Origin of the sequence: Pseudomonas sp. FP2300 (assembly GCF_030687595.1) — a bacterium.
Taxonomy (GTDB): Bacteria; Pseudomonadota; Gammaproteobacteria; order Pseudomonadales; family Pseudomonadaceae; genus Aquipseudomonas; species Aquipseudomonas bijieensis.
In genome coordinates this window covers 4,519,102-4,545,249 of the sequence record NZ_CP117440.1, presented here as the reverse complement: position 1 = coordinate 4,545,249, position 26,148 = coordinate 4,519,102, and the positions used below count along the sequence as shown (strand labels likewise).

The following is a 26,148-nucleotide window of genomic DNA, read 5'->3' as shown; positions in this document are numbered from 1 at the left end:
GCCCGCTCCATCATGCGTCGACCGTTTCTGCCAGATGCGCCATCAGCCACTGGCGGAAGCGGTTGACGCTTTGTCTGTTGGGGGCCCGGCCTTGGGGCTCCAGCAGGCAGAACTGCGCGTCGGTGCGCAGGATGGTTTGCGTCGGCCGCACGAGGCTGCCGGTTTGCAAATGGTTGCTGAGCAGGCCCGACCAGGCCAGGGCGATCCCCTGGCCTGCCAACGCCGACTGGATCAGCATGGAGTAGCTGTTGATATTGATGCGCCGCCGAGGTTCTGGCGCTGGGTAGCCAAGGCGTTGGAACCATTCTTTCCAGCCAATCCAGTCCCGGTGCTGGTCTTCCAGCCACAACCAGGTGCATCCACCCAACTGTTCCAGCGATTCGATCCCCGGGTGTTGCGCCAGATAGGCGGGGCTGCATACCGGGAAAATCTCTTCGTTGAACAACGGCGTGACTTTCATGTTTTTCGGTGGCGTGCTGCAGTAATAAAGCGCCAGGTCACAGTCCAGCCGGGAAAAATCACTGACTTGATCCGTCGCGATGATGCGCAGGTCAATCTCTTCATTCTGGCGTTGGAACTCCGATACCAACGGCAGCAGCCACAATGAGGCCATCGCCGTGCTGGTGACGACAGTGACCTGCTGTGCTCCTTGCCAATGGCGCATTCCCGCAGTGGCCTGGGCGATTTGCTGCAACGTATCGCGGATGCTTTCGTAATACTGGCTGCCCGAGGCGGTGAGGTTGATCTCACGGGTCGTGCGGGTGAACAGCGCGGTGCCCAGATAGTCTTCTAGCAAGCGAATCTGACGGCTGATGGCGCCTTGAGTGACGTTCAGCTCGCGCGCCGCCACGGTGAAGCTCAAGTGGCGGGCGGCGGCCTCGAACGCCACCAGGCTGTTGAGGGGCGGCAAGGGTTGCAGTTTCATCAGGCTGGGTCACTGTCTTATAAGGGTTGAGCGCACGGAGATTGTTCAGACGCCAGTGTGCAGTGACTACCTTATTAGCGATGCAAGGCTAAAGATCAAGGACCAGGTCAGACGTGGGCTTGCTGCAGCACAGCAAACGCAGGCCTTTGTCGATTTCCCGTTGCCGGATACCGCCGTTGTGGTTCATGTCCACCGTACCCTGTAGCAGGGCGGTCTTGCAGGTGCCGCAAACGCCTTGGCTGCAAGAAGAAGGTACGATTGCGCCGGCCTTTTTCGCGGCGCTCAGCACGGTCTGGTTGCCCGGCATGCTGAAGGTCTTGCCCGAGCGCGACAGGGTCACCGTGAACACGTCCTGCTGGTCGAGCGAAGGGGCTTGTTCGATCAGCGGCTCTTCGTTCAGTGCCGCAATGTCGAAGCTTTCCTGATGGTAGTGGCTGAAATCGAACGCCGCTTCCCTGAGCAGCGACTTGACCGCTTCCATATACCCCTGGGGCCCGCAGGTGAAGATTTCCCGTTCCTGGAAGTCCGGTACTTGCTGGCTTAACAACGGTAAATCGAGCCGACCTATCGGTTGCTGCCATTGAGCGGTATCGCCCAGACCTTCGCAAACACTGATGACCCGCAGTCCCGGCATGGCGGCCTGCATGCGCCTCAACTCGGCGTGGAAGATGATGTCTGCGGGGGTGCGAGCGCTGTGCACAAAAACGATGTCGAGGTTACCGGCCATGTCGCAGGCAGCCCGGGTCATCGACATCAAGGGTGTCACGCCCGAGCCGGCGGACAGGTACAACAACTTGCTCGCAGGATGGCCGACCGGGGTGAAACTGCCAGCAGGGCCGGAAGCCTTCAGGTGGTCCCCTGGCTTGAGGTTGTCATGCAGCCAATTGGACACCGTTCCCCCCGGCACGCGCTTGACGGTAATGGAAAACGCAAAGGGCCGGGTGGGGGATGACGACAGGGTGTAGCAGCGGGCGATGGTCTGCCCGCCAATGACCGGCGAGATCGTGATGAACTGGCCAGGCTCGAAGCTCAGTGCGCTGAAGTCCGCACACCGAAAGATGAAGGTCCTGACGTCATGGGTTTCCTGGCGCACCGCGCAGCATTGCAGGTTTTTCTGTTCACCGCTGTGCCATTGCGAGCCGAATGTGCCCCAGGTTATCGGGTCGGTAAAACGTTGAACCGCGCTGGTGGTTGCGGGGCGCGTCAGGTTTTCGTAAGTCGTCATGTTCATTCCTCACACGCCATGGGCGGCCAGACGCGCCGCGTACCAGCGAGAGAACTGGTCGACATAGGTTTCGGTAAAGGCCGAGAACGGCCCGGGCGTGTAGGCAGGGTCCTGGGTGCCGCTGTGGGTGATGCCGACGAGGCTGGCGTCCTGCAGGTTTGTCGCAGCCCAGACTTCGGTCAGCTTATCCACTTGGTAGTCGACGCCTTCGATGGCATCGGCATGGACCAGCCACTTGGTGCGCACCAGGGTTTTATCGGGCGCCAGTGGGATGATGTAGGACACCACGGCATGGTCGCTCATGACATGGGTCCACGAGTTGTGCGTCCAAAGATGCACGTCGCCCAGGTCGCGACGGGTGAGGTCGCCAAACAGCCGGGTGCAGGCCACGCGGGTATCGAGGGTCTGGGATTCGCCGTTGCCGGCGATGACCAAGCGTTGGGAGCGAAACTGAGTGACGGTGTCTTCCCCCAAGTATTCGACGGCGTCGCAGATATAACCTTCGCTCTCCCAGTTGTTCTTGGTGTCGGCATTGCGGCGGTGATACTCGTCCAACGCTTGAAGTGAATCCTCCCCCAGCCCATCGGTGCAAAAACCGAAATCTTCAGGCAGGAACGACGCGGTCAATTCAGGATGGGTGGCGGCGCAGTGGTAACACTCGCGGTTGTTTTCTATCACCAACTTCCAATTGCCGTTCTCGATGATTTCCGATTCGTAGGCGATCTTCGAGTGGCTGATGTCGTATTGGGCGAAGCGCGGTGTCATGACCTGGTCAAGGTACAGGATGTCTTCTGGCGGTTCGTCGCCCAGGCAGACGAAAACATGGGTGCCGATGACCCGAGTATGCACGGGGATCAGGCTTTTGCATTTGGGGTCGAAACCCTGGCCCATGTGCGCCGCATGTTTGAGGCTGCCATCCAGGTCGTAGCTCCACTGGTGGTAGGGGCAGACCAGCATGCCCACCGTCGATTTGCCGGCCTGTTTCAAGCGAGCCCCGCGGTGACGGCAGACATTGCGAAATGCCTGCACATGCTCGTCATCGTCGCGCACCAGGAGGATGGAAGATTTGCCGATATCGAGAGTAGAGACATCACCGGGTTCGGGTATGTCGCTGGTCACGCCCACCAGAATCCAATGTTTGGTGAAAAAGATATCGACGTCGGTTTCGAAAATATCCTGGCGGCCAAACAAACCGCCAGGCATGCCATGGCCGGGCATGCGGTCGGTCAGAAGTTCTCGATGGGTTTTCACGGCATTAATAGTCATTATGGGTCTCGCTCAAACTCAAAGTTGATCAGGCGGCAGGTACAGTTTGGAAAGGTGGAATAAGACCGTCAACGCGCTTTATTTTCACGCTCGCATAACTTTGCGTTATACGTATAAGTGGTATTTAAAGTCTTTTTTATCAGTGGTTTAGATAACTGTCGTCGCGCAGCCAATCGACCAGTGCCTGGGTAATGGGCTCAAGTTTTCGACCGCTGGGAATAACCAGGTAATAAGCGTCTTTTGGCTTGACCATGTACGGCGTGATTCTTATCAGTTCACCGCTATTGAGCCGGTGCGCGATCAGCCGACTCCATCCCAGTGCTATGCCAAGGCCTTGAATGGCCGCCTGGATTGCGTCGTTGTAGGAACTGCAGCGAAATGAATAATTAAGCTTGGGGCGCATATCGCCGAGTTCCCGGCACCAACGGTTCCAGGTCATCCAGCCTTCGAGGGTTGAATCCGAGTCAATCAACGCCGCGTCCAAAAAATCGGTAATGGATGAAGGTGCCGGGTTGCCAGCGAGCCAGGCAGGCGAACAGACGGGAAACACTTCTTCATCGAACAGGAAAACCGAACTTCCATCTTCCCATTTTCCATCGCCGAAACGGACGGCCAGGTCGACGTCATCCCGGTATGAACCTGGCGAGACCTGCTGCGTCATCAAGCGCAACTTCAACTTCGGTTGAAGGGTGCGCAGTGCGATCAACCGGGGGAGTATTCTCAGGTGAGAAAACGCCTCGGTACAGGCGATGGTGATCTCCTGTTCACCGATGCCCTCGACAATTTTGTCGAAGACACTGGCCATGCGATGAATGGACTCTGCGACGACCAGATGCAGGACATAGCCTTCGTGAGTCAACTTGATTGCCCGATGAAGCCGATGGAACAGCTTGGTTTCCAGCGTATCTTCCAACAGCCTGATCTGTTTGCTGACGGCGGCCTGAGTCACGCCCAGTTCCTGGGCGGCCAGGGTAAAACTGGCCAGCCGCGCCACGGCCTCGAATTCCAGCAAAGCCGTCATCGACGGTATCAACCGCCGATAGCCCTTGACCTTTTTATCGATATCGCTGGGTTGCATAGGTGTGTTCCAACGCCGTGCCGGGTGAATCAAGCCACCGAAGATTGTCTTGCGGGTTCAGAACGCGCTGGGTGTGACAGGTTATGCCCCAGCAGTGCCCGATACAGTTCACCGTCGCCCAATATGCCCAGGACGGTGCCGGCCTCCTCCTGCACGATCAGGGGGTGACCGGTTTCGTAGCGAATCTGCAAGGCGTCGCGCATGCTGGTCGCCGGCGGCACGCAAGTGGGACGTCGAGCCAGGGTCTCGATTCGCTTGGTCGGATCCCATGGCTGGACGTGTGCGGTCGTGGCACCTTTTCGAACGCTGGTCAGATGCCGCTGCGGGTTGACCACCATCCACAGGTTTTGAGCCGTATCCAGGCAATATTCGTCGCGGGCGAAAACGCACTGTTGCAGCGGGGTCATCAAGCTTTTCGCACACAACACATTCAACGGGTTGGTGTGGGCGACGAAGTTACGCACGTAGTCATCCGCCGGGTTCAGCACGATCTCTTCGGGCTTGCTGTACTGAATGATCTTGCCGTCTTTCATGATGGCGATACGCGTGCCCAGTTTCAGGGCTTCATCCAGGTCATGGCTGACGAACACGATGGTCTTGTGCAGCTTGCGCTGCAGATCGAGCAGCTCATCCTGCAAGCCTTGGCGAATCAGTGGGTCGAGGGCCGAGAAGGGTTCGTCCATCAGCAGGATGTCGGCGTCCATTGCCAGGGCGCGGGCCAGGCCGACCCGTTGCTGCATGCCGCCGGACAACTCGTCGGGCTTCTTGTTGCGCCACTGGGTCAGGCCCACCAGCTCAAGCTTTTCATCCACCAGCTTGCGCCGTTCCTTTTCCGGGCGGCCCTGCATTTCCAGGCCGAAGCTGATGTTCTCGCGCACTGTCAGCCAAGGCATCAGGGCGAACTTCTGGAACACCATGGCGATGCGCTGGGTGCGCATCATCTTCAGTTCGGCGGGGGTGCAGGAAGCGATGTCGATCTGCCGGCCTTCGTGCTCGACGAACAGCTTGCCGCGACTGACGGTGTTCAAGCCGTTGATGCAGCGCAGCAGGCTGGACTTGCCGGAGCCGGACAGGCCCATCAGCACGCAAATCTCACCTTTGTTGATCTCCAGGTTGGCCTTTTCCACACCGACGATCAAACCCGTCTTCTGGAGAATCTCCGGACGCGAAAAGCCTTGGTCGAGCAGATCCAGGGCGGGCTTCGGACGGGCGCAGAAAATCACGTCGACGTCTTCGAAACGGATGATGCTCATACGTCACCTCTTTTCAGGGTTTCACGTTGCTTGCAGATGCGGTCGAGGGTGATCGCCAGCAGCACGATCGCCAGGCCCGCTTCAAACCCCATCGAGATATCGGCGGTGTTCAGCGCATTGACCACTGGCTTGCCAAGCCCGTCGGCACCCACCAGGGCGGCGATCACCACCATGGACAGCGACAGCATGATGCATTGGGTGATGCCGGCGGCGATGCTGGGCATGGCATGGGGCAGTTCAATGCGCGCCAGTAATTGGCGGCGCGAACAGCCAAAGGCCTTGCCGGCATCCATCAACTCTTCGGGCACATCACAGATACCCAGGTAGGTCAGGCGAATAGGGGCGGCGATGGCGAATACCACCGTGGATATCAACCCCGGAACGACCCCCAGGCCGAAGAGTGTCAGGGTAGGGATCAGATAGACGAAGGTGGGCACGGTCTGCATCAGGTCGAGGACGGGTCGCAAGGCCGCATAGAACCAGGGGCGATGTGCCGCGACGATGCCCAGCGGTACGCCGATGACCACGCACACGAGCGTGGCGAAGGTCACCTGGGCAAGGGTCTCCATGGTCTCCTGCCAGTAACCGAGATTGAGTATTAGCAGGAACGAAAGGGCCACGAAAAGGGTGAGGCTCACCTTGCGTTGGATGTAATAGGCAAGCAGGGCAAATACTGCGATCAACGCCAAGGGATTGAACCAAAGGAGCGCGTTGGTAAATGCGCTGATGATGTTGGAGAGTGACAGCGATATGGCGTCGAAAAGACCTGCGCCATGTTGAGTCAACCATTCGACGTACCGGGCGATGTGTTCGCCCAGTGGAAGCTTCTCTTGTGTAATCCACATATCACTGATCCGGCTGATGGAAAGAAACAGCACGCAAGCAACTGCCCGGGTGCAGCTCTATGCGCCAGGTTTCCAGGCAACACAAAGCGACTGCGAGAGGCTTTCGCGTGAGCAGTTATCGAAGTTTGGGCAGGGGATGAGTAACAGAAGTGGTGTGTGTCAAAGCCAGTCGCCCCGGCGTTCTTTGGCCGGATGTCGAAGGTCTTTCAGATGTGTGCACTGCAAGGTTCATAGTGGCGGCTCGTTGTTGTTTTGGTCTGGAGTCCGTTGCCTGTGGGAGATATTTATCCAGGTGCCTTTTGCTGACAAACCATTTTATGTCAGCCTCTCATGAGTTTTTGTCATTAATTATTGGCCGCTTCAAGGGAATCGACGTCGATAAAGTCAATAAAATGTACTCCGATGTACATTTGGCGGTCATCCGAGTACATTCGCGCTACGCATTGTTTAAAGAAGGTAGGCAGGATGTCCCAGGTAGGGAAGGCACGCGGCAAGGCTCAGGACGCAGGCTGGCGGGGCTCGCCGGAGGGATGGCTGGAAGCGGCCTACGAGGCTCTGAAGGAGTCGGGCATCGATGCGGTTCGGGTCATGCCGCTGGCCAAGCGCCTGGGGTTGTCACGCACCAGCTTCTACTGGTTTTTCGAGGATCGCGAGCAACTGCTGGCGGCTTTGCTGTCTCGTTGGCGGGAGACCAATACGGGGGGCCTGATCCGGCAAAGCGAAAGCTATGCCGAAAGCATCTCCGAGGCGATCCTGAATGTGTTCGAGTGCTGGCTCAACCCGCAATTGTTCGATTCGCAGTTCGAGTTTGCCGTACGCAGTTGGGCGCTTCAGTCCGCTGAAGTGGCCCAGGAGGTCGCTGTCGTGGACGAGCAGCGAATGAACGCCCTGGCGAGCATGTTCAAGCGCTTTGGCTATGACAGCCAGGGGGCTGATGCGCGGGCCCGAACGATCTATCTGACGCAGATTGGCTACATCACCATGAACACGACTGAGTTGATCACCGTGCGCTTCCAGCGCATTCCTCATTACGTGAGCATCTTCACCGGCAAAGTCCCCAAGCAGCGTGAGCTGGATCGGTTCTATGGGAAGTTCGGCTATGCCGAAAAAGAGCCCGGCGTCTTCGTTCCCTTGACGGACACTTTCGAAGGTAACACCGATGATTAATGAGACCGTGGGAATCATTGGTGGAACCGGCTGGCTGGGTGGCGCGATTGCCAAGGCGGTCTTGGCGAAGGGACTGGTGCCGACGGGAAACCTGATAATTTCCAATCGTTCGGGGAGCCACCCATTGGCGCAACAAGGCGCCTGCCTGGTCACGGACAACCAGGACCTGGTGGATCGCAGCGACGTCGTGATCATCGCCGTTCGCCCCGAGCATTTCGCCAGCCTGAACATCAACGCGGCTGGCAAAACCGTTATTTCCCTGATGGCCGGGATGACCGCACAGACGATTGCCGCACAGACCCAGGCTTCGGCGGTGGTGCGGGCGATGCCCAATGCGGCGGTGGAGATCGGGGAGTCTTTTACGCCTTGGTATTGTTTTGCACAGACAGCGGCAACGACGAAAAGCCTCGTGCAGCGATTGTTCGAATGCGTGGGTACGGCGGCAGAGGTTCAGCAAGAAGACTACATCGATTACCTCTCGGCGCTTTCGGGTACGGGCCCGGCTTTTCCTGCCTTGTTGATGACGGCGTTGGCCAATCAGGCGATGGCTGCCGGCATTCCCCCCGACATCGCACAGCTCGCCGCGAAGAATGTCGTGGTCAACAGCAGTCAACTGCTGGCCAGTCACGATGCTCAACAGATGATCGACGCCTTGGTGGCCTACCGTGGGGTGACGGCTGCTGCCTTGCAAACCATGATTCAGGGGCATTTCGAAGAGCAGATTGGAAGGGCGTTGCAGTCAGGCGCCGCGGTTGCTCGCAAGGGCCTTCAGGCCTGATAAGGCAATGTGTATCCGTTGCTGCGGTAACGGTAACGCCGCTATCGCGAGCAGGCTCGCTCCCACAGGGGAGTGGAGCCAGACACAACTTCTGCGCATGACCCGGAAAAACTGTGGGAGCGGAACCACCTCAGCAGAGGGGCTTGGATGAGCAACGTGTGCTATTCAGCCTTGAAGCAATACACCGCCAGCTTGTTCCCGTCCAGATCCCGAGCATAAGCCGCGTAGGCGTTATCAGCCCAGTTACGAGGGCCTGGCAGGCCTTCGCATACGCCACCGTTTGCCAAAGCGGCAGTATGGAACGCCAGGACCGCAGAGCGATTCGGTGCTTCGAAACTCACGGTAACACCGTTGCCGATGGTCGCCGGACCGCCGTTGGCCGGGTTGAGTACAAAGAACGAAGGCTTGTCGACGCCCCAGATGGAGCCGGCTTCGTCGAGATCGGCAACGCGCTTGAGGCCTATCTCTTTCAAGGTGGCGTCATAAAACGCACGTGCTTTTGCCAGGTTGTTGGTGCCGACGGTGACATGGGTAAAAACGGACATCTTGGTTTCCTTTCTGTGGGGTAATGGGGTTTTCCGACCGACTCTCAGAAGTGAATGACGGTACGAATGCTTTGCCCTGTATGCATCAACTCGAAAGCTTCGTTGATCTCTTCCAGGGGCATGTTGTGGGTGATGAAAGTCTCCAGCGGAATCTCCCCGCGGCCAGCCTTCTCGACGTAGCTGGGCAGCTCCGTGCGGCCCTTCACGCCACCGAAGGCGCTGCCGCGCCATACGCGACCGGTGACGAGCTGGAACGGGCGGGTGCTGATTTCCTGGCCGGCACCGGCGACGCCGATGATGATCGACTCGCCCCAACCCTTGTGGCAGCACTCCAGTGCCGCGCGCATCAGTTGCACGTTGCCGACGCACTCGAACGAGTAATCCACGCCACCGTCGGTGAGTTCGACGATGACGTCCTGGATGGGCCGGTCATAATCCTTGGGGTTGATGAAGTCCGTCGCGCCCAACGACAGGGCGACATCGCGCTTGGCCGGGTTGATATCGATGGCAAGGATGCGTCCGGCGTTGGCCATCTTTGCGCCGATGATCGCGGCCAGGCCGATACCGCCCAGCCCGAAGACCGCAACGCTGGCGCCAGACTCGACCTTGGCAGTGTTGAGTACCGCGCCAATCCCCGTGGTCACCCCGCAGCCAAGCAGGCACACCTGCTCCAGCGGGGCCTCCTTTGAAATCTTCGCCAGGGAAATTTCCGGCAGCACCGTGTACTCGGAAAAGGTCGAGCAGCCCATGTAGTGGAACAGCGGCTGGCCTTCGTAGGAAAAACGCGAGGTGCCATCGGGCATCAGGCCTTTGCCCTGGGTAGCCCTGACGGCCTGGCAGAGGTTGGTCTTGCCAGAGAGGCAGAATTTGCACTGACGGCATTCGGCGGTATAGAGCGGTATCACGTGGTCGCCGACTTGCAACGAGGTCACGCCTTTGCCAATGGACTCGACAATGCCACCACCTTCATGCCCCAGCACCGTGGGGAAAATACCTTCTGGATCACTTCCCGAAAGGGTGAAGGCGTCGGTGTGGCAAACGCCGGTGGCGATGATGCGAACTCGCACCTCGCCGGCCTTGGGCGGTGCAACATCGATAGTGACCAGTCGCAGTGGTTCATTGGGCGCGAACGCGACCGCAGCCCTGGACTTCAAGGTCTGTGCTGACATGGAAGAGCCTCGTGTTGAATATGAAAAATTGCCCCTGATCCCAGGACCAGGGGCATGACTTCAGATGTCCTTGACCAGCCGCAGCGCATCGTAGATGGCGGCGTGGGTATTACGTGCCGACACCGCGTCGCCGATCCGGAACAGCTGGAAACGACCCTCGGGGTTGGTCACGATATTTTGGGTTTTCCCGGCGATCAGATCGTGCTGTTCAACCGCACCGTTGTTACTCGAATGCGGGCGCAGTTCGAAGTACAGATCGTCCAGGGGCAGGGTGCCGTGGTTGATCACCACCTGATCGACCACGCGCTGCTTGTGCACCTGGCCATAATCGCTGCCGAAGCTGGCCACCAACTGACCGTCGCGCTTCTCTACGGAGTCGACGCGATAGGTGACCGTGAAGGTGACGTTCAGGTCTTGCAGGCTGCGCATGTAAGGCACCAGGTTCATCGCCATCACCTCCGGCGCAAACGAGCGGTCCGGCGTGACGATCTCCAGTTTTGCGCCGCTGTTGGCGATGACCTCGGCCGCTTGTAGCGCCGCGTGGTCGCCGGCGTCATCGAAGATCAGCACGTTCTGGCCGGGCTTGACGTCGCCGGAAATGATGTCCCAGGTCGACACCACCAGTTCATTGCCTTGCTTGAGCACCTCGGTGTGGGGCAAGCCGCCGGTGGCGACGATGACCACGTCCGGCTCCTCGGCCATGACGGTCTCGGCTTCGGCCCAGGTGTTGAAATGGAACTTCACCCCCAGCCGTTCGCATTGCGCCATGCGCCAATCGATGATGCTGATCATCTCGCGACGCCGCTCGCTCAGGGCAGTCAGGCGGATCTGCCCACCGGGCTGATCAGCCACTTCGAACACCGTGACGTCGTGCCCGCGTTCCCCGGCCACCCGTGCCGCTTCCAGGCCCGCCGGGCCGGTGCCGATCACCACGACCTTGCGCTTGACCGACGCCTTGGGAATCTCATGGGGCATGGTGGTTTCGCGGCCGGTGGCGGCGTTATGGATGCAATACGCCGCGCCGCCCTGGTAGATGCGGTCCAGGCAATAGTTGGCGCCGACGCAGGGGCGGATTTCTTCTTCACGCTTTTCGATGATCTTGCGCACGATATGCGGGTCGGTCATGTGCGCCCGGGTCATGCCGATCATGTCCACCTTGCCCGAGGCGATGGCGTGGCGTGCCGTGGCCACGTCCGGGATCTTGGCTGCATGGAACGTCGGGAAACCGGTGGCCGAGCGAATCTCGCCGGCAAAATCCAGGTGCGGAGAGTTGCGCATGCCCTGGATTGGAATCACGTCGGTGAGGCCAGCATCGGTATCGATGTGTCCGCGAACGACGTTGAGGAAGTCCACCAGCCCACTGTCCTTGAGCATGTGGGAGATCTGGATGCCGTCCTTGGCGCCGAAGCCGCCGGGCAGGTCCTCGTCGCCGGTGTAGCGAACCCCCAGCAGGAAGTCTTCGCCACAACGCTGGCGGATGCCCCGCAACACATCGAAAGTGAAGCGCAGGCGGTTTTCCAGCGAGCCGCCGTACGGGCCGTCGAGGTCGTTGGTCAACGGCGACCAGAACTGATCCATGAGGTGCCCGTAAGCCTGTAACTCCAAGCCATCAAGGCCGGCGGCCTTCATGCGTTCGGCGGCATCCACGTAATCCTTGATGATCCGGTCGATGTCCCAGTCTTCCATCTTTTTCGGGAAGGCCCGGTGGGACGCTTCACGGCGATGGGACGGCGATACGACCGGGAGCCAGTCAGCCTTGTCCCAGCGCGTGCGCCGCCCCAGGTGGGTCAGTTGGATCATCACCGCCGCGCCGTGTTCGTGGCATTCGTCAGTCAGGTCCTTCATCCATTTGACCACTTCATCCTTGTACGCCAGCACGTTGTTGAACACCGGCGGGCTGTCACGGGAAACGGCAGCGGAACCTGCGGTCATGGTCAACGCCACGCCGGCCTTGGCCCGTTCAACGTGATAGGCGCGGTACAGGTCCTTCGGCATGCCGTCGACAGGATACGCGGGCTCATGGGAGGTGGTCATGATCCGGTTTTTGAGGGTCAGGTGTTTGATCTTATAGGGCTGCAGCAGAGGATCGCTGGACATGGTGTTGCGCTCCGGGAACAGAACATCAGGCTTGGTTTTGACATAACGGTATGTTGAATGTTCATGTGTGTCAACGATGGAGACACAGGTGTACATTTTTCTTGCGCGGTGGAAAAACCAGGATTAACATCCAGCCGAAACAAGGGGGTGGGCCGGCTCGTGCGGCTGGCCATCCCGCATCGATCCAGAGTGCAAGGGGGCTATGCGAGGAACTATGAAAGTGCTCGTTGCGGTAAAGCGCGCCATCGATCCGAATGTGAAGGTTCGGGTGAAAGCCGACGGTTCAGACGTTGAGCTCAATGGCGTGAAGATGGCCTTGAATCCGTTCTGCGAAATCGCGGTGGAGGAGGCGATTCGCCTCAAGGAGAAGGGGTTGGCATCCGAGGTGGTGGTGGTCTCGGTGGGCACTTCGGCCGCTCAGGAACAACTGCGCACGGCATTGGCGTTGGGTGCGGATCGCGCACTGCTGGTGGAAACCGGCGCGGTACTCGAGCCGCTCAACGTCGCCAAGTACCTGAGCAAAGTGATCGATCAGGAAAAGCCGCAACTGATCCTGTTCGGCAAACAGGCGATCGACCAGGAAAACAACCAGGTTGGGCAGATGGTTGCGCAGTTGATCGGCAGCGGCCAGGCCACTTATGCCTCGGCAGTCGATCATGTCGACGGGCAATGGGTCGTCGAGCGCGAGGTCGACGGTGGTAGCCAGGTGGTCGCTCTCGCCATGCCCGCCGTGGTGACCTGTGACTTGCGCCTGAACCAACCGCGCTACGCCTCGTTGCCGAACATCATGAAAGCCAAGAAAAAACCGCTTGAAATCATTGCCGCTGAGACCTTGGGCGCGAGCGTGAAGGAGCACGCTCGATTATTAGGAGTTGTCCCGCCGACGGTGCGTAAAGCGGGGATCAACGTCGGTTCGGTGGCCGAACTGGTGGATAAACTGAAAAACGTCGCGGGGGTGATTTGATGCGCACATTGGTAATCGCCGAGCACTGTGCAGGGCAGCTTACGGCGGGTACGTGGAGTGCCGTGACCGCCGCCCTGGCCCTGGGTGCTGAAACGGATTTACTGGTGCTGGGCGGGACGCACGCCTGCGCAGTGGCGCAACAGGCCGCGCTGACCCAGGGCCTGGATCGGGTGCTGCTCGCCCAGGGCGAGATGTTCGAAAATGCCCTGGCCGAGAATGTCCAACCGCTGGTCACTTCACTGGTGGCCGATGGGTATACGCATGTCGTTGCCGACGCCAGCAGCATGGGCCGCAATGTGCTGCCACGGGTCGCGGCCAGCCTGGATGTCGGCATGCTGTCCGACGTCACCCGGATTGTCTCGGCAGACACTTTCCAGCGACCCATTTATGCCGGCAATGCCATCGCCACGGTTCAATCCCTCGATCCGATCAAGTTGCTCACCGTCCGCGCCTCGGCGTTCGCCCGGGCCTTGGCCCATGATCGTCGTTGCGAAGTGGTGACGGTCCAGGGCGGGCAAAGCGCAAGCAACGTGCGTTTCGTCAGTGAGCAACTGACGGCCAGTGAAAGGCCGGATTTGTCGAGCGCTCGGGTCGTCGTTTCCGGCGGCCGCGGCATGCAGGCCAAGGAACATTTCGCCTTGATCGAGCGCGTGGCCGACAAGCTCGGCGGTGCCGTAGGGGCATCGCGTGCAGCGGTGGATTCGGGTTTTGCCCCTAACGACTTGCAGGTTGGACAGACGGGGAAAATCGTCGCGCCAGAGCTATACATCGCTGCGGGTATCAGTGGCGCCATTCAACATTTGGCGGGCATGAGTGGTTCAAAAGTCATCGTCGCGATCAACCAGGACGCTGAGGCGCCGATTGCCCAAGTGGCGGATTACATGTGGGTGGCGGATTTGTTCGAGGCATTACCGGCGCTCGAAAAAGCGTTGTGAGTGAGCGGATGACTCCATCAAGGATAGATATATAAGCTCCGCCAAAATGGCGGAGGAGGGCCGAACCACCTGAGTATCTAACGGCTTTCGCATAACTAAAACTTATCCACGCATAACATAAAATCCCTTGAGGGTGTAATGGCACTCTGCTTTTATGAGGGAAGTTCTTTCTTCTGCTGCCCTGCCAATAACTATTAATACAGTACGCGGAGATGCACCATGATTACGTTATCCAGTAAAACTTGTATCGGCTGGCTTGCAGGCGCGGCGATGGCCGTCGCTAGCCTGATGGCTCACGCCGAGGAACCCACGCCTATCCGTATTGGATGGGTGAACTGGTCGGATACGGAAATCGCTGTAAAGCTGGCAGATACGGCATTGCGCGACCATTTGAAGCAACCGGTCAAATTGGTGCTCGCCGATATTGGTATTCAGTTCCAGGCCCTGGCCAACGGCAATATCGACCTGATTCCGATGGTCTGGCTGCCGAGCACTCACAAGTCGTTCTATGACAAATACAAAGACAAGCTCGAAGACCTCGGTGTGCTGTATGAAGGTCGGATCGGAATGGCCGTGCCAACGTCCATTCCCACTAGCGAGATCGCCAGTGTCGAAGACCTTAACAAGCCTGAAGTGCGGGAAAAGCTTGGTGGCAAGATCCTGACGTCGGAAGTGGGCAATGGCCAATACAAACTGACGGAAAAGGCCATTCAAGAATACAAGCTCGATGGCTACAAGATGGTCGCCTCTTCGGAGTCCGGGATGTTGAGCGAGCTGGATCGCAACCTCAAGCGTGACAAATGGTCGTTGATCAACGCCTGGAGCCCGCACTGGATGTTCGCCAAGTGGCCGCTGCGCTACCTGGATGATCCGAAGCAGATTTTCGGTGGTGCCGAACAAATTCACGCCGTAGCCCGTAAAGGCTTCAGCGCCGAGCATCCCGATGTCGCGCGGTTCTTCGCCAACTTCAAGATTCCCAAGGCTGACCTGGAGAAGTTGATGGCCAGCGCCCGTGACAGCTCGGCAGACAAGGTCGTTGCAGAGTACTACGCCGCGAACAAGCCCCGCTTCGAGGCCATGTTTGGCAGCCAGACCGCCTCCGCGACGCCGTCCCAGTAATGACCATTGCTACTGAGTAGCTGTGTCGCCGTCCGGTGCCCTTGCTGAAGGGCACCGGGCTCATCGAACGAACATTCAGGCGATACCCTTGAAGACCACAGCCTATCGTCGCTTTACCCTTGATGATGCGGTCGACTGGGTGAAGCATCTCTGCCAATCGAAGGGTTGCTCTCCAGCGGTTGCCAACTCACTGGCCCACGCCACCGTTGCTGCGCAAGCGCGGGGTAACCAGGCCGTGGGGTTTCGCCATCTCGTCGATTACTTGCCGGGTTTTTCATCGGGGCGAATCAATCCACGTGCCGAGCCGCGAATCTCCTGCGCCGGTGCGATTATTCTCAAGTCTGATGCCCGTGGCGGAATTGCCCAGCTTGGCGTGGATCGCTGCTTCGATTCGTTATGCCATGCCGCGCACGCCAATGGCGTGGCCGCGCTGAGCCAGTGCAACAGTTTCACCAGCGGTGAACTGGGTGACTACACGTTGCGGTTTGCCCAGGCCGGGCTGATTGCATTGGCGGTCGCAAACGGGCCGGCGCTGGTTGCGGTTCCTGGCGCCAAGGGCAAGACCTACTCGACCAATCCGCTCTCGTTTGCAGCGCCTTCAGCCGATGGCATTCCCTTGTTGTTCGACCAGGCGAGCAGTGCCGCCGCATTCGTGAACATCGCCCACGCCGCCTCGACGGGTAGCGATATTCCTGAGGGGTGGGCGGTGGATCGCGATGGCAACGGAACACGTGATGCACTGGCGGCGTTGAGCGGTGCGCTGCTGCCTTTTGGTGGTCATCGCGGGGCCAATCTGATGCTGATGGTCGAGGTCCTGGCTGCGGGGCTCACGGGGGCCAATTGGTCGTTGGATTCGCCGGCGTTCAACCAGGGGACCCAGACGCCTGGCTGTGGCCTGTTGATCCTGCTCCTGGCGCCGGCGTTCTTCTCAACGGGATTTGAGCAGCGTCTTTCAAGTCAACTGACCCGCCTGACGCAGATGGACGTCCACAGGCCGGGGTGGGAACGGCAACACGCAACGGTCAATGCGCAGAATGATGGGATCAGTGTTCCCGTTGACCTGCTGGAACAGCTGAGTCACCTGTAAGCCAGTTCGACACATTGCTCGATAAATGGGATCGAAAACGATGATAAACAGCACTGAAGATCCAGCGTGGGCTCAGGACATCATCCGCAACGGGGACCTGCTCAGGCGCTCGCTTCAGAACGTCCTGTCGGGCAGCGCTTGCGATGAGGCGCCAGCACATACCGCGTCTCTGAATACCGCCCAATGGACTATCAGCAAGACTGCGCAAACTTCAAATGCGCTACCCGTTTTTTTGCAGGGCCATTTATCCGCGGCACTGGACGCTGCGCCGCGGACCGATGACGGCCTGGTAGCGATACTGGTTGCGCTCGGCACGCTCTTGCCCCATGTCACCTGGATAAACCGTCAAGCCCGGGCTGACCAGGACAGCGCTTTCGTGGAGCGGCATCGTCACGGAATGATCGCCGGTCCCGGAGGGCTATTCGAATGTTCCACCTTGACCCTGGGGTTGGCGCTCCTGATGCCCGAGACCTGCTACCCCTATCACCAACACCCGCCTGCCGAGTTCTACCTGGTTCTTTCGCCGGGCGACTGGTACCGGGAGGACGTGGGTTGGTGGAGCCCTGGACCAGGCGGTCTAGTCTTCAACTCCCCGTCATGCGTCCATGCAATGAAATCGATGGATGTTCCACTTCTGGCACTGTGGGGCCTGATGCATTAGTGCCTCGTTATAAGAGTAGATGAACTCGGGTAGTGATTGAGAGGATGAGACATGGCGGTTACCACGCAAGGTATCAAGTTGGACGAAGACACGCAGGCCAGGCTGAAGTCCGCGGCGGCCAGGTTGGACCGTACCTCCCATTGGTTCATGAAAAAGGCAATTCTGAACTTTATTGAAAAAATTGAAGCCGGAGCCGGCATTGAAGAACTTGTAGCGACCGAACTTCTGGAGAAAGATGCTAGGCGCCACAGCATCGCACGACGGCTTTGCAAGGACTGCAGTATTGATGACTTGAATTGACTTGATGATGGATCAGATCGGAAGATAATTGACAAAGCCTGACTTGAACAAACTATTAAATGCCCTGCCTATAACGTCGAAATATATAGGCAGGGGCTTGTTCATATGATTGATATTTTCTCATGAGTATTGAATGAAAAATGGTTTGTTCGTGTCCGTTCAGTCCTGAACAATGACTTCAGCAAACGGGATCAGGATGAACACGCTTGATTCCAAAAGCTACAGCGTGCTTCAGGATAATTAAAAGAACGGCGTTTTCGTTGAGGATCGACCGATGATTCAGATGACCGATACCCGGCTGGCTAGCAAACAGACCGCATTCGAAGAAATACCTTTTATCGATATCGCACCCTTACTCGATGGGAGCGACCCGCTGACAGTTGCTCGCCAGATTGGCGAGACGTGCGAGAAAGTTGGTTTTTTCTATATTAGGAATCATGGAGTATCTCGCGCCTTGATCGACGCGATGTATGCGCAAACGAAAAACTTCTTCGCCATGCCGTTTAATCAAAAGAATAAACTGAACGTGGTCAATTCAGGTCCCACGCTGCGCGGTTACATACCCATGTACGCGGAAAACGTCGATCCGGAAAATACCCGTGATTTCAAGGAGTGCTTCGACTACGGCGCGCACGATGAGCAAGTGTCTCCTTTTTTCGGGGCAAACCTGATGCCGACCGAGCTTCCGAAATTTTCGGGTGTCTGTGACGCCTACCATAAAGCGATGCTTGAGCTGGCCCGTAAGCTCATCAGCGCCATTGCGCTGAGCCTGGATCTGCCAGCGAACTACTTTGAAAAACTGCAACGCAAACCGATCACCATCCAGCGCTTGTTGCACTACCCCTCGCAGAGTGGCGAGATTTCACAAAAGGAAATCGGGATCGGAGCGCACACGGACTATGGTTTCCTGACGATCCTTTTCCAGGACAAGGTTGGTGGCTTGCAAGTCCGCAATCGCGCGGGTGAATGGGTCAGCGCGCCACCGGTGGAAGATACGTTCATCGTCAACATCGGTGACCTGGTGCAAACCCTGACGAATGATCGCTATACCTCGACTATGCACCGCGTCATCAATACCAGCGGTGTTGAACGGTATTCCATTCCATTCTTCATTGACTTGGACTTCGACGCGACGATCGAGACCGTGGCGACGTGCATCAGCGTCAGCAACCCGGCCAAATATGCGCCCCACACCTGCGGCCAACACAAATACAGTCGCTTTGTCGCCAGCTACACCCACCTGCAGGAGGCGTTCGAAGCCGTCTGACGGATGAAGGCGCGGTGCAGAACCCGGTCACCGTCTACAGGGAGATGGTGACTGTCCGGGAGGCGTTGGGGTTACCCATAGGTATTTGACGAAGCGCGTTCATCACGCGGTGTCACACCGAAATAGCCACGATAGCTTCTGGTGAAGTGCGCACTTGAACCAAAGCCGCAGAGCGCGCCTATTTTCAGGACGGGTGATGAGGTCTGCTTCAACAACTGTTGTGCCCGGACTAACCGCAGCTTGAGGTAATAGCGCGACGGCGAGATGTCCAGATACTTATGAAACAGCCTCTCCAGTTGTCGACGTGAAATACCGACCTTGAATGCCAACGCGTTGAGCTCCAGGGGGACATCCAGATTGGCCTCCATCAACACGATAGCCGCTTGTAGCCTGGGTTGATTTGCGCCGAGTGTATGCTTGAGCGGTATCCGTTGGTGATCCTGATCATCGCGCATGCGTTCGTACATGAACATATCGCAGATCGCCGCTGCCAACTCACGACCGTGCTCGCGCCTGATCAAGTGCAACATCATGTCCATCGGTGCCGTGCCGCCGGCAGAGGTCAGGTGATTCGTACCGACGGAGAACAGGTGTGAAGTGATGTCCGCTCCAGGAAACGCTTCGCGCATTTGCGCCAGGCATTGCCAATGGACGCTGCACTTATGCCTGTCCAGCAGGCCGGCCTTGCCCAGGGCCCAGCTTCCTGTGCAGATAGCACCCAGTTGCAGGCCCAGGTCGGCTTGGTGCTGCAACCAACGCATATGTTCATGGCTCACGCAGTCCTGCACATTCATCCCGCCACACACGATCACGGTATTCAACGCCGAGGCCTGTTCCATTTTGGCGTCGGGCGTTATGTACAAGCCGGCACTGGCACGCACCGGTTTTGCGTTCTTGCCCAGGGTGAACCATCGATATAGCTCTCTGCCGGATAGCTGATTTGCCATGCGCAAGGGTTCTATTGCCGATGCCAGGGAGATGAAGGTGAAGTCATCCAGTAGAAGGAATCCGACGGATCGTGGGGCAGGGGGCTGCGAAGTGGACACTGTGTTGCGCTCCTTTTGGATGTTGCGTACCCGTGCAGCTCTCATAGTTCGTGGCGACGTTCCCTCGACGGTGGATAACCAAAAAAAGAGCTGTAGCATTTACTGAAGTGAGGTGTTGAAACAAAGCCGCAGGCGATTGAGACATCAATGATCGTCAGGCTTGAGTTCTGTATCAGGCGCTGGGCGCCTTTAAGTCGTAATTCCAAGTAGTAGCGCTGTGGAGGGACCCCCAATTGCTCCTGGAAAAGACGTTGCACCTGACGTCTTGATAATTGAACGCACTCGGCGAGTTGATCCGGGCTTAACGGCTCCTCCAAGTTACACTCCATCAACGTGATCAGTTCTCGTAGCGGGGCGCTGACCTTGCCATCTTGAACCTGAACTGAAGTACGGAACCTGGACTGGTCGTGATCCAACAGGTCAAAAACTGCGTTCGCGACGTTCTGATCAAGCGCTTTATAAAGCCACTTCATCATCATTTGAAAAGCCCCCGCGGGGCTCGCCGCCGTGAGCCGGTCTCGATCAAATACCACGGCGTCCAACGTGACGTTCGTGTTAGGCGAAAACTCGGATAAAGCGATCCGTTGTTCTGCGTGAATGGCACAGCGGTAGCCATCCAGCAATCCGGCTTTGCCCAGATACCAGGCGCCATTCCATAGCCCGCCGAGCGCGATGGGCATGCTGGCGAGTTTGTTCAATAGCTTCACCAACGCCTCAGGCACGACTCTAGGCGTGCGTAACCCTCCGCAGACAATCATCAGATCCAGGGCGGCGATTCTGATGTCGGTCAGGGGGGTATCCGGTCTGATGGGGATGGCCAGGTCGCTCATGACTTCGGAGTCGTTGCGACTGAATGTATGCACTTTTATCGACCCAGGCTGGATGAGGTTTGCGGTCACCAGCACGTCCAGGCATTGCGTGAAACACGTCAGGGAGAAGTTCTCAAGCAAGAGAAAACCTATGCTTGATGTTTTATGACCCTCGATTAACTGGTTCATCAATCAAGCTTCATATCTGTAGAAAGCTGTTATCGAAGGGGTAATGCGTCAGCAACTCATAGCCGGTTTCAGTGACCAATAATTGGTTCTCCAGCTTGATGCCATCGCGGCCACCCACTTCACCCACGTACGCTTCGACACACAGGGCCATGCCTGCTTGCAGCTCTCCCTCGTATCCGTAGGATTCCAGGTCCTCCGGGTAGCGGATACTGGGGTACTCGTCGCACAGGCCCACACCATGAAACAGCACGCCGTACCGCTGGGCGCGGTAGGACTCTGGCAGTCGATGCGCCTTGGCGGTGAGTTCCGTGAAGCGCACGCCTGGCTTGACCAGCTCGCTGTTATGGGTGATATGGTCATGGGCAATTCGATACAGGCGCTTCTGTTCGGCCGTAGGTTCCAGCCCCCCGCAAATCCAGCTGCGGGACATGTCCACGCACATGCCGTAGGTGCCGATCAGATCCGTGTCGAACGACAACAGGTCGCCGTCGCTCAACACCCGTGGTCCAGACTCCTGGAACCAGGGGTTGGTGCGAGGACCGGAACTGAGGATTCGCGTCTCGATCCATTCGCCGCCGCGGCGGATGTTGCCGGCATGCAGTGCAGCCCAGACATCATTTTCGGTCACGCCGGCGCGCATTGCCTGGTGCATTTCAGTCACTGAGGCTTCGCACGAGGCCACCGCACAGCGCATTGCCTTGATCTCGTCAGGGCCCTTGATCATGCGGGCGAATTCGGTCACTTCCTGGCCGCTGTGCATTTCGATAGCCAAGGCATCCAATGCGCGCACACCAGCGACTTCGATTCGATCCACCGCCAGCCGGCGGTTGGCGCCGGCGTGTAGGCGCAGCAACTCGTCGATTTGCGCGGCGAAATGCCTGGCGTGTCGATCCGTATGCTCGCCGGTCTCGAAAAAGAAAAAAGACGCGCCGCTGCGTAATTCCGTCACCAGCGGCAAGTGAGCAGAAAGGTGATCGCAGCCATGGAAGTCCCACAGAACAACATGCCCACTGGCGGCGACGAAGCATGCCCGTGCGGGGTTATGGGTCGTCCATAATTGCATGTTGGTGGTATCGGTCGCGTAGCGGATATTCAGTGGATCGAATAACAGAATGCCGCCCAGGTCACGGGCGACCAACTGATCCACGAGTCGTTGCAATCGGTACGTACGCAGGGTGGGCAAATGGGGCGGCTCCAGGCCCAAACGCTCCCACTCCGCAAAAGCCAGGAGAGTGGGGCCTATTTCGACACGGTCGTTGTCATTGACCGAGCCATCTTTTTTTAATGCAGTTGCACGCTGCCTGGTCGGGTCGATGCGCCGAGCATTGGCTGGAATCGAAAAAGGTGAGGTTGTCATGGTGGCGTCCAGTTTCAATCTGCTGAAAGGCTCTGCGCGACCAAGCGACTATCGAGCCGGGGGACTTGATAACCCGATCACCGCTTGCGTGGAGCGGTGATCGGTGTACTGAACGCTGTCAATACAGCACGTGTTCGATCAGGTTACGAAGCATCGATCCAGATGGTTTTCAGCTCGGTGTACTGATCGTGTGCCCAGACGGATTTGTCGCGACCACCAAAGCCAGACTCTTTGTAGCCGCCGAACGGCGTGGAGGCGTCGCCTTCACCGAAACAGTTGACCGTGACCACGCCCGCACGAATCTCCCGCGACAGGCGCAAGGCATTGCGCAGGCTGCCGGTATAGGCGGATGCCGCCAGGCCGTAGACCGTGTCGTTGGCCAGTTCAATGGCCTCGTCGAGGGTACTGAAGCTGGTGACGCTCAGTACCGGCCCGAAGATCTCCTCGATAAACAGGCGACTATCACGTTCGACTCCGTCGATGATCGTCGGCTGTACGAACACGCCGGACTCGGTCTCTCCACCTTGCATCACATTGAGTTTCTGCTCGGCGGCATAGTCCAGATAAGAACGCACCTTTTCGAAATGCGTTTTGCTGATCATCGCACCGAGGCGATTTTCAGGATCCAGTGGGTCACCCATTTTCCAATCGCGCAGATGCTTGCTGATCAGTTGCAGCAGCTCATCCTTGACGTCTTTATGGACGATCAGCCGTGAGGACGCCGAGCAGTTCTCGCCCATGTTCCAGAAAGCGCCGGCCGTCACATACTGGGCAACCTGATCAAGGTCTTCGCAGTCATTCATCACCACGGCGGGGTTTTTACCGCCCAGTTCCAGCACCACGCGCTTGAGGTTCGACTCGGACGCGTACTTGAGAAACAACCGGCCCGTGTCGGTAGAACCGGTGAAGCTGACCATCGCCACATCCATGTGCCGGCCGATTGCCTCACCCGCTTCCCGGCCACCGCCAGGGGTAATATTGAATACGCCTGCCGGAATACCGGCCTGATGTGCCAGTTCGGCAACGCGCAGCGCGGTCAGGGTGGTTTCCTTGGCCGGTTTGACCACGATGGAACAGCCAGCGGCCAAGGAGGGACCAATCTTCCAGGCCAGCATCAACAATGGGAAGTTCCAAGGCAGAACCAGTCCGACGACGCCGATCGCTTCGCGTACCACCATGGTTACCGCACCGTGGCCGGTCGGCGCGGTGCTGTCGTACATCTTGTCGATCAACTCCGCATGCCAGCGCAGGGTATGGATCGTGTCGGGCACATCGACGTTCTGGCATTCGCTGACAGGCTTGCCACTGTCCAGGCTTTCCAGCACGGCGAGTTCGTGGGCGTTGTCTTCCAGCAATTGGGCGAAACGCAGGAGTACCTGTTTGCGTGCGCCGGGTGACAGCTTATGCCAGCGACCATCCTCGAACGCTTGCTTGGCGGCAGCCACGGCAACGTCGACGTCACGGGTATCGCACGCCGCTATCTCGGCAAGCGTTTCACCCGTGGCAGGGTTCGTCGTGATGAAGGTTTTTCCAGAGAGGGCATCGCGGAACTCGCCGTTGATGAACGCCTGGGTAGGAAACTTCAACTGGGCGGCGATGGCCGCGTACTGTTCTTTGGTCAGTAGATCAGCCATTTCAGGCACCTCCAGTGATCTGCGCAATGTTGCGCTTGAGCTCGGTGATGACGCCTTGCAGCGCCTGCTTTTCATCAGGGTCCAGGCCGTGCAGAGGGGCGCGCAGGCCACCGGTGCGCAAGCCGTTCAGTTCACACCCGTACTTGATGGACTGGACAAACTTTCCGCCTTCCAGAAAGTCCATCAGCGGCATCATCGCCGTCATGATGCGGCGGCCTTTGTCGAAGTTTTTTTCGACAACACAGGCCTCGTACAGCGCGACGTGCTCGCGGGGGATGAAGTTGGAACCGGCACACACCCAACTGCGGGCGCCCCATGCGAAAAATTCCAGGGCTTGATCGTCCCAGCCGCAAGACAGGGCGATGTGCGGGTATTTGCAGGCCAAACGGTGCATCTGAGCCATGTCGCCGGAGCTTTCCTTGATGGCAACGATGTTTTTCACATCGCGGACTTCGTCAAAGAATTCCTCGCCCATGCTCACGCTCATCCGACCTGGATAGTTGTAAAGCATGATGGGGAGAGCGGCGGCGCGGTCCACCGCCTTGACATGCAGTGCGATCTCTTTTTGCGTCGGCAGTGCGTAGGGCGGCGAGCCAACCAACAGCGCGTCGGCCTTGATGGCTTTCGCCGCTTCGGCGTAGGCGACCGAGTCTTCAGTGCGGATGGCGCCGGTACCCACGATCAGCGGTAGACGACCGCGCAGCACGTCCTTGGCCTGGGCGGCCAGGTCGAAACGCTCCTGAGCGGTGTGGGCATAATATTCGCCGGTTGAGCCACCGATAATGATGCCGTGCACCTTGGAGTCGACCAGATACTCCAGGACTTCGGCGAAGGCTGTCTTATCGATACTGCCGTCAGAGGTCAGTGGAGTAACGGCCGGTGTGTAAATGCCTTCAAATTTCATTAATCTCGCTCCAGTTAATGTCACTGCCTATCAAGCGGCGCTGGCTCGATAGAGTCAGCGCAGCCAGTTTTTCAACCAAGGGAGACCACGTGCTGAAGATCGAGCAAGTGGTCTTCAACTTCTTCAAGTTTGTCGGGGCGGGTCAACTTTCTTTACCGGCTCGGTACTGCCCCCAGCGCAAACTTATATTGACGCCTGCTGAAACCAGTGGGGCGGGTGGGTTAGGAGATGGGCCTGGTGATTTCAAGACGAAATCGATGAGTTCAGAGTGTTCCCCAGCCAGCCAATCCGCCAAGAGTTTGCCGGTGGCGGTGCCGCGGGTAACACCTAGCCCATTGCAGCACAGTGCCCCATAGACATTGGGCGACAGCTCGCCGAAATAACCCATATGGTTACGTGAAAGAGCCAGTGCGCCTCCCCAGGTATATTCGAACGTCATCTCAGGCAACATGGGAAAGCGTTGCTCGAAAGATGCCTGATGCCTGGCGACAAAGCGTTTCAGATATTTTGAATCGCTGCGGCCGTCGGGGTTAAAGCTGAAACTGTTACGGATCAAAAGACGGTTGTCCGGTGTACGACGTACCGTGGTACCGAATGGATCCGCAGGAATGACACCCCAATAAGGCCGGCCGCCGAGGCGAGCCTGCTCTTGTTCGGTCATGGGGCGGGTCAGGCTGGCATAGGTGAACACCGGTAGCATTCGCCCTTTCAGGAAGCCGAAACTCATGCCAAAGGCATTATTGGTCAGGATCAGTTTGTCGGCGGTGATTGAACCCGCGGCGTGCTTGAGCACCGCCTTCGTGCCGTACTCCACATGAGTGATCGCGGTGTTTTCATACAGCGTCACATTATTGGGGAGGCTGTCGGCCAAACCTTTGACCAGCGCCGAAGGCTGAAGCAAGGAAGTCCCTGGTGTAAATAACGCCTTGCGGTAGAAATGCGTGCCGATATGTTCGGGCAGTTCACCAGCCTCGATCATCTGGTAGGGCTGATCCAGTTTATCGAGTCCGCGACGGTAGGCCTCCAGGACGGCGATGCCTCTTGGTTCAACGGCTGCCTGATATTTGCCGCAATGCTTCATTTGGCAATCGATGTTGTGGCGTTCAACCAACTCTTTTAAATAACCCAGGCCACTCAGATTAAGTTTCAGTGTGGTTTTCGCCGTGGCGATATCGCCTATGTAATCCTCCGCGGCGATGTCATGCGGCAAATCGATAGCGAATCCGGCATTGCGACCGGAAGTGCCAAAGCCCACTTCCTGAGCGTCGATCAACAGGATGGAATCGTCGGGGAAATGAGCCGCTAGCTGACGGGCGGCGGCAAGCCCTGTAAAGCCAGCACCGACAATCACCCAGCGTGCGCTGCTATGGCCTTGATGGGCGGGCTTGATCTGGCGCCCCTTGCTCAAGTGGTACCACCCGCAAGATGGATCATCGGCAGGTAACGAAGATACTTTTAACATTTCAAGATCCTGTTCATTCAACCGATCCGACGTCAGTCATGCAAAAAAGGGTGCTTGGTCATTTCA

At 58.0% G+C, this 26,148-nt stretch carries 23 protein-coding genes and 1 pseudogene; 9 read left to right on the top strand and 15 right to left on the bottom strand.

Annotated elements, in window-relative coordinates; genetic code table 11:
• Positions 1–10 precede the first annotated feature (10 nt).
• The 6 genes from PSH86_RS19965 to choW form a co-directional block, all read right to left on the bottom strand.
• Positions 11–925 carry a LysR substrate-binding domain-containing protein gene (locus tag PSH86_RS19965; protein ID WP_109755615.1) on the bottom strand — a complete coding sequence of 305 codons (915 nt, stop codon included), beginning with the start codon at positions 923–925 and terminating at the stop codon, positions 11–13.
• A gap of 88 nt (positions 926–1,013) precedes the next feature.
• A complete protein-coding gene (locus PSH86_RS19960) occupies positions 1,014–2,150 on the bottom strand; it encodes a hybrid-cluster NAD(P)-dependent oxidoreductase (RefSeq protein WP_305484490.1) in 1,137 nt (378 codons plus the stop codon).
• A 9-nt stretch (positions 2,151–2,159) separates the two neighbouring features.
• Positions 2,160–3,416 (bottom strand): SRPBCC family protein, encoded by a 1,257-nt coding sequence (locus PSH86_RS19955; protein WP_232199707.1) that lies wholly within the window; start codon positions 3,414–3,416, stop codon positions 2,160–2,162.
• A 139-nt stretch (positions 3,417–3,555) separates the two neighbouring features.
• Complete coding sequence (locus PSH86_RS19950) at positions 3,556–4,494, bottom strand: LysR substrate-binding domain-containing protein (RefSeq protein ID WP_305484488.1); 939 nt, start codon at positions 4,492–4,494, stop codon at positions 3,556–3,558.
• A 29-nt stretch (positions 4,495–4,523) separates the two neighbouring features.
• Positions 4,524–5,747, bottom strand: coding sequence for a choline ABC transporter ATP-binding protein (gene choV, locus PSH86_RS19945; protein ID WP_305484486.1), 1,224 nt, complete (start codon positions 5,745–5,747; stop codon positions 4,524–4,526).
• Positions 5,744–6,592 carry a choline ABC transporter permease subunit gene (choW, locus tag PSH86_RS19940; protein WP_109755611.1) on the bottom strand — a complete coding sequence of 283 codons (849 nt, stop codon included), beginning with the start codon at positions 6,590–6,592 and terminating at the stop codon, positions 5,744–5,746. Before choW ends, choV begins: the two co-directional genes overlap by 4 nt.
• A gap of 465 nt (positions 6,593–7,057) precedes the next feature.
• Between choW and PSH86_RS19935 the strand changes: the two genes are divergently transcribed.
• Together PSH86_RS19935 and PSH86_RS19930 are read left to right on the top strand one after the other, a co-directional pair.
• Complete coding sequence (locus tag PSH86_RS19935) at positions 7,058–7,759, top strand: TetR/AcrR family transcriptional regulator (protein ID WP_109755610.1); 702 nt, start codon at positions 7,058–7,060, stop codon at positions 7,757–7,759.
• The gene (locus tag PSH86_RS19930) at positions 7,752–8,537 is read left to right on the top strand and encodes a pyrroline-5-carboxylate reductase (protein ID WP_116832885.1); all 786 of its coding nucleotides are present in this window, start codon (positions 7,752–7,754) and stop codon (positions 8,535–8,537) included. The genes PSH86_RS19935 and PSH86_RS19930 overlap by 8 nt, the downstream gene beginning before the upstream one ends.
• Before the next feature lie 161 nt (positions 8,538–8,698).
• Here PSH86_RS19930 and PSH86_RS19925 read toward each other — a convergent pair whose 3' ends face one another.
• From PSH86_RS19925 to PSH86_RS19915, 3 genes are read right to left on the bottom strand one after another with little or no spacing between them, the layout of a single operon-like run.
• Positions 8,699–9,082: a VOC family protein gene (locus PSH86_RS19925; RefSeq protein WP_109755608.1), complete on the bottom strand. Its 384-nt coding sequence runs from the start codon at positions 9,080–9,082 to the stop codon at positions 8,699–8,701.
• Positions 9,083–9,126: 44 nt separating this feature from the next.
• Positions 9,127–10,251: an S-(hydroxymethyl)glutathione dehydrogenase/class III alcohol dehydrogenase gene (locus PSH86_RS19920; RefSeq protein ID WP_305484482.1), complete on the bottom strand. Its 1,125-nt coding sequence runs from the start codon at positions 10,249–10,251 to the stop codon at positions 9,127–9,129.
• 60 nt (positions 10,252–10,311) lie between these two features.
• Positions 10,312–12,348, bottom strand: coding sequence for an NADH:flavin oxidoreductase (locus tag PSH86_RS19915; protein WP_109755606.1), 2,037 nt, complete (start codon positions 12,346–12,348; stop codon positions 10,312–10,314).
• Positions 12,349–12,562: 214 nt separating this feature from the next.
• Here PSH86_RS19915 and PSH86_RS19910 point away from each other — a divergent pair, with 214 nt between their 5' ends.
• From PSH86_RS19910 to PSH86_RS19880, 7 genes are all read left to right on the top strand, one after another.
• Positions 12,563–13,312: an electron transfer flavoprotein subunit beta/FixA family protein gene (locus tag PSH86_RS19910; RefSeq protein WP_305484480.1), complete on the top strand. Its 750-nt coding sequence runs from the start codon at positions 12,563–12,565 to the stop codon at positions 13,310–13,312.
• The gene (locus PSH86_RS19905; RefSeq protein ID WP_305484478.1) at positions 13,312–14,247 is read left to right on the top strand and encodes an electron transfer flavoprotein subunit alpha/FixB family protein; all 936 of its coding nucleotides are present in this window, start codon (positions 13,312–13,314) and stop codon (positions 14,245–14,247) included. The genes PSH86_RS19910 and PSH86_RS19905 overlap by 1 nt, the downstream gene beginning before the upstream one ends.
• Positions 14,248–14,466: 219 nt before the next feature.
• Entirely contained in the window at positions 14,467–15,366 is a 900-nt protein-coding gene (locus PSH86_RS19900; protein WP_109755603.1) for a glycine betaine ABC transporter substrate-binding protein, read from the top strand.
• A gap of 88 nt (positions 15,367–15,454) precedes the next feature.
• A complete protein-coding gene (locus tag PSH86_RS19895; protein ID WP_305484476.1) occupies positions 15,455–16,453 on the top strand; it encodes an Ldh family oxidoreductase in 999 nt (332 codons plus the stop codon).
• A gap of 25 nt (positions 16,454–16,478) precedes the next feature.
• Entirely contained in the window at positions 16,479–17,114 is a 636-nt protein-coding gene (locus PSH86_RS19890) for a dimethylsulfonioproprionate lyase family protein (protein ID WP_116832880.1), read from the top strand.
• 51 nt (positions 17,115–17,165) lie between these two features.
• Positions 17,166–17,414 carry a ribbon-helix-helix protein, CopG family gene (locus PSH86_RS19885; RefSeq protein WP_109755601.1) on the top strand — a complete coding sequence of 83 codons (249 nt, stop codon included), beginning with the start codon at positions 17,166–17,168 and terminating at the stop codon, positions 17,412–17,414.
• Positions 17,415–17,688: 274 nt separating this feature from the next.
• Entirely contained in the window at positions 17,689–18,681 is a 993-nt protein-coding gene (locus PSH86_RS19880; protein WP_305484472.1) for an isopenicillin N synthase family oxygenase, read from the top strand.
• An 80-nt stretch (positions 18,682–18,761) separates the two neighbouring features.
• Here PSH86_RS19880 and PSH86_RS19875 read toward each other — a convergent pair.
• The 6 genes and pseudogenes from PSH86_RS19875 to PSH86_RS19850 all read right to left on the bottom strand — a co-directional run.
• Positions 18,762–19,772: pseudogene (locus PSH86_RS19875) on the bottom strand (GlxA family transcriptional regulator); the annotation flags it as partial.
• A complete protein-coding gene (locus PSH86_RS19870; protein ID WP_232199712.1) occupies positions 19,769–20,725 on the bottom strand; it encodes a GlxA family transcriptional regulator in 957 nt (318 codons plus the stop codon). The pseudogene PSH86_RS19875 and the gene PSH86_RS19870, both read right to left, overlap by 4 nt.
• A gap of 10 nt (positions 20,726–20,735) precedes the next feature.
• Entirely contained in the window at positions 20,736–22,082 is a 1,347-nt protein-coding gene (dddP, locus tag PSH86_RS19865) for a dimethylsulfonioproprionate lyase DddP (protein WP_305484470.1), read from the bottom strand.
• A gap of 143 nt (positions 22,083–22,225) precedes the next feature.
• Positions 22,226–23,716, bottom strand: coding sequence for an aldehyde dehydrogenase (locus tag PSH86_RS19860; protein ID WP_305484468.1), 1,491 nt, complete (start codon positions 23,714–23,716; stop codon positions 22,226–22,228).
• 1 nt (position 23,717) lies between these two features.
• Positions 23,718–24,620, bottom strand: a complete 903-nt coding sequence (locus PSH86_RS19855; RefSeq protein ID WP_109755595.1) for a dihydrodipicolinate synthase family protein — start codon at positions 24,618–24,620, stop codon at positions 23,718–23,720.
• A gap of 142 nt (positions 24,621–24,762) precedes the next feature.
• Complete coding sequence (locus tag PSH86_RS19850; protein WP_232199715.1) at positions 24,763–26,082, bottom strand: FAD-binding oxidoreductase; 1,320 nt, start codon at positions 26,080–26,082, stop codon at positions 24,763–24,765.
• Positions 26,083–26,148: the final 66 nt, after the last annotated feature.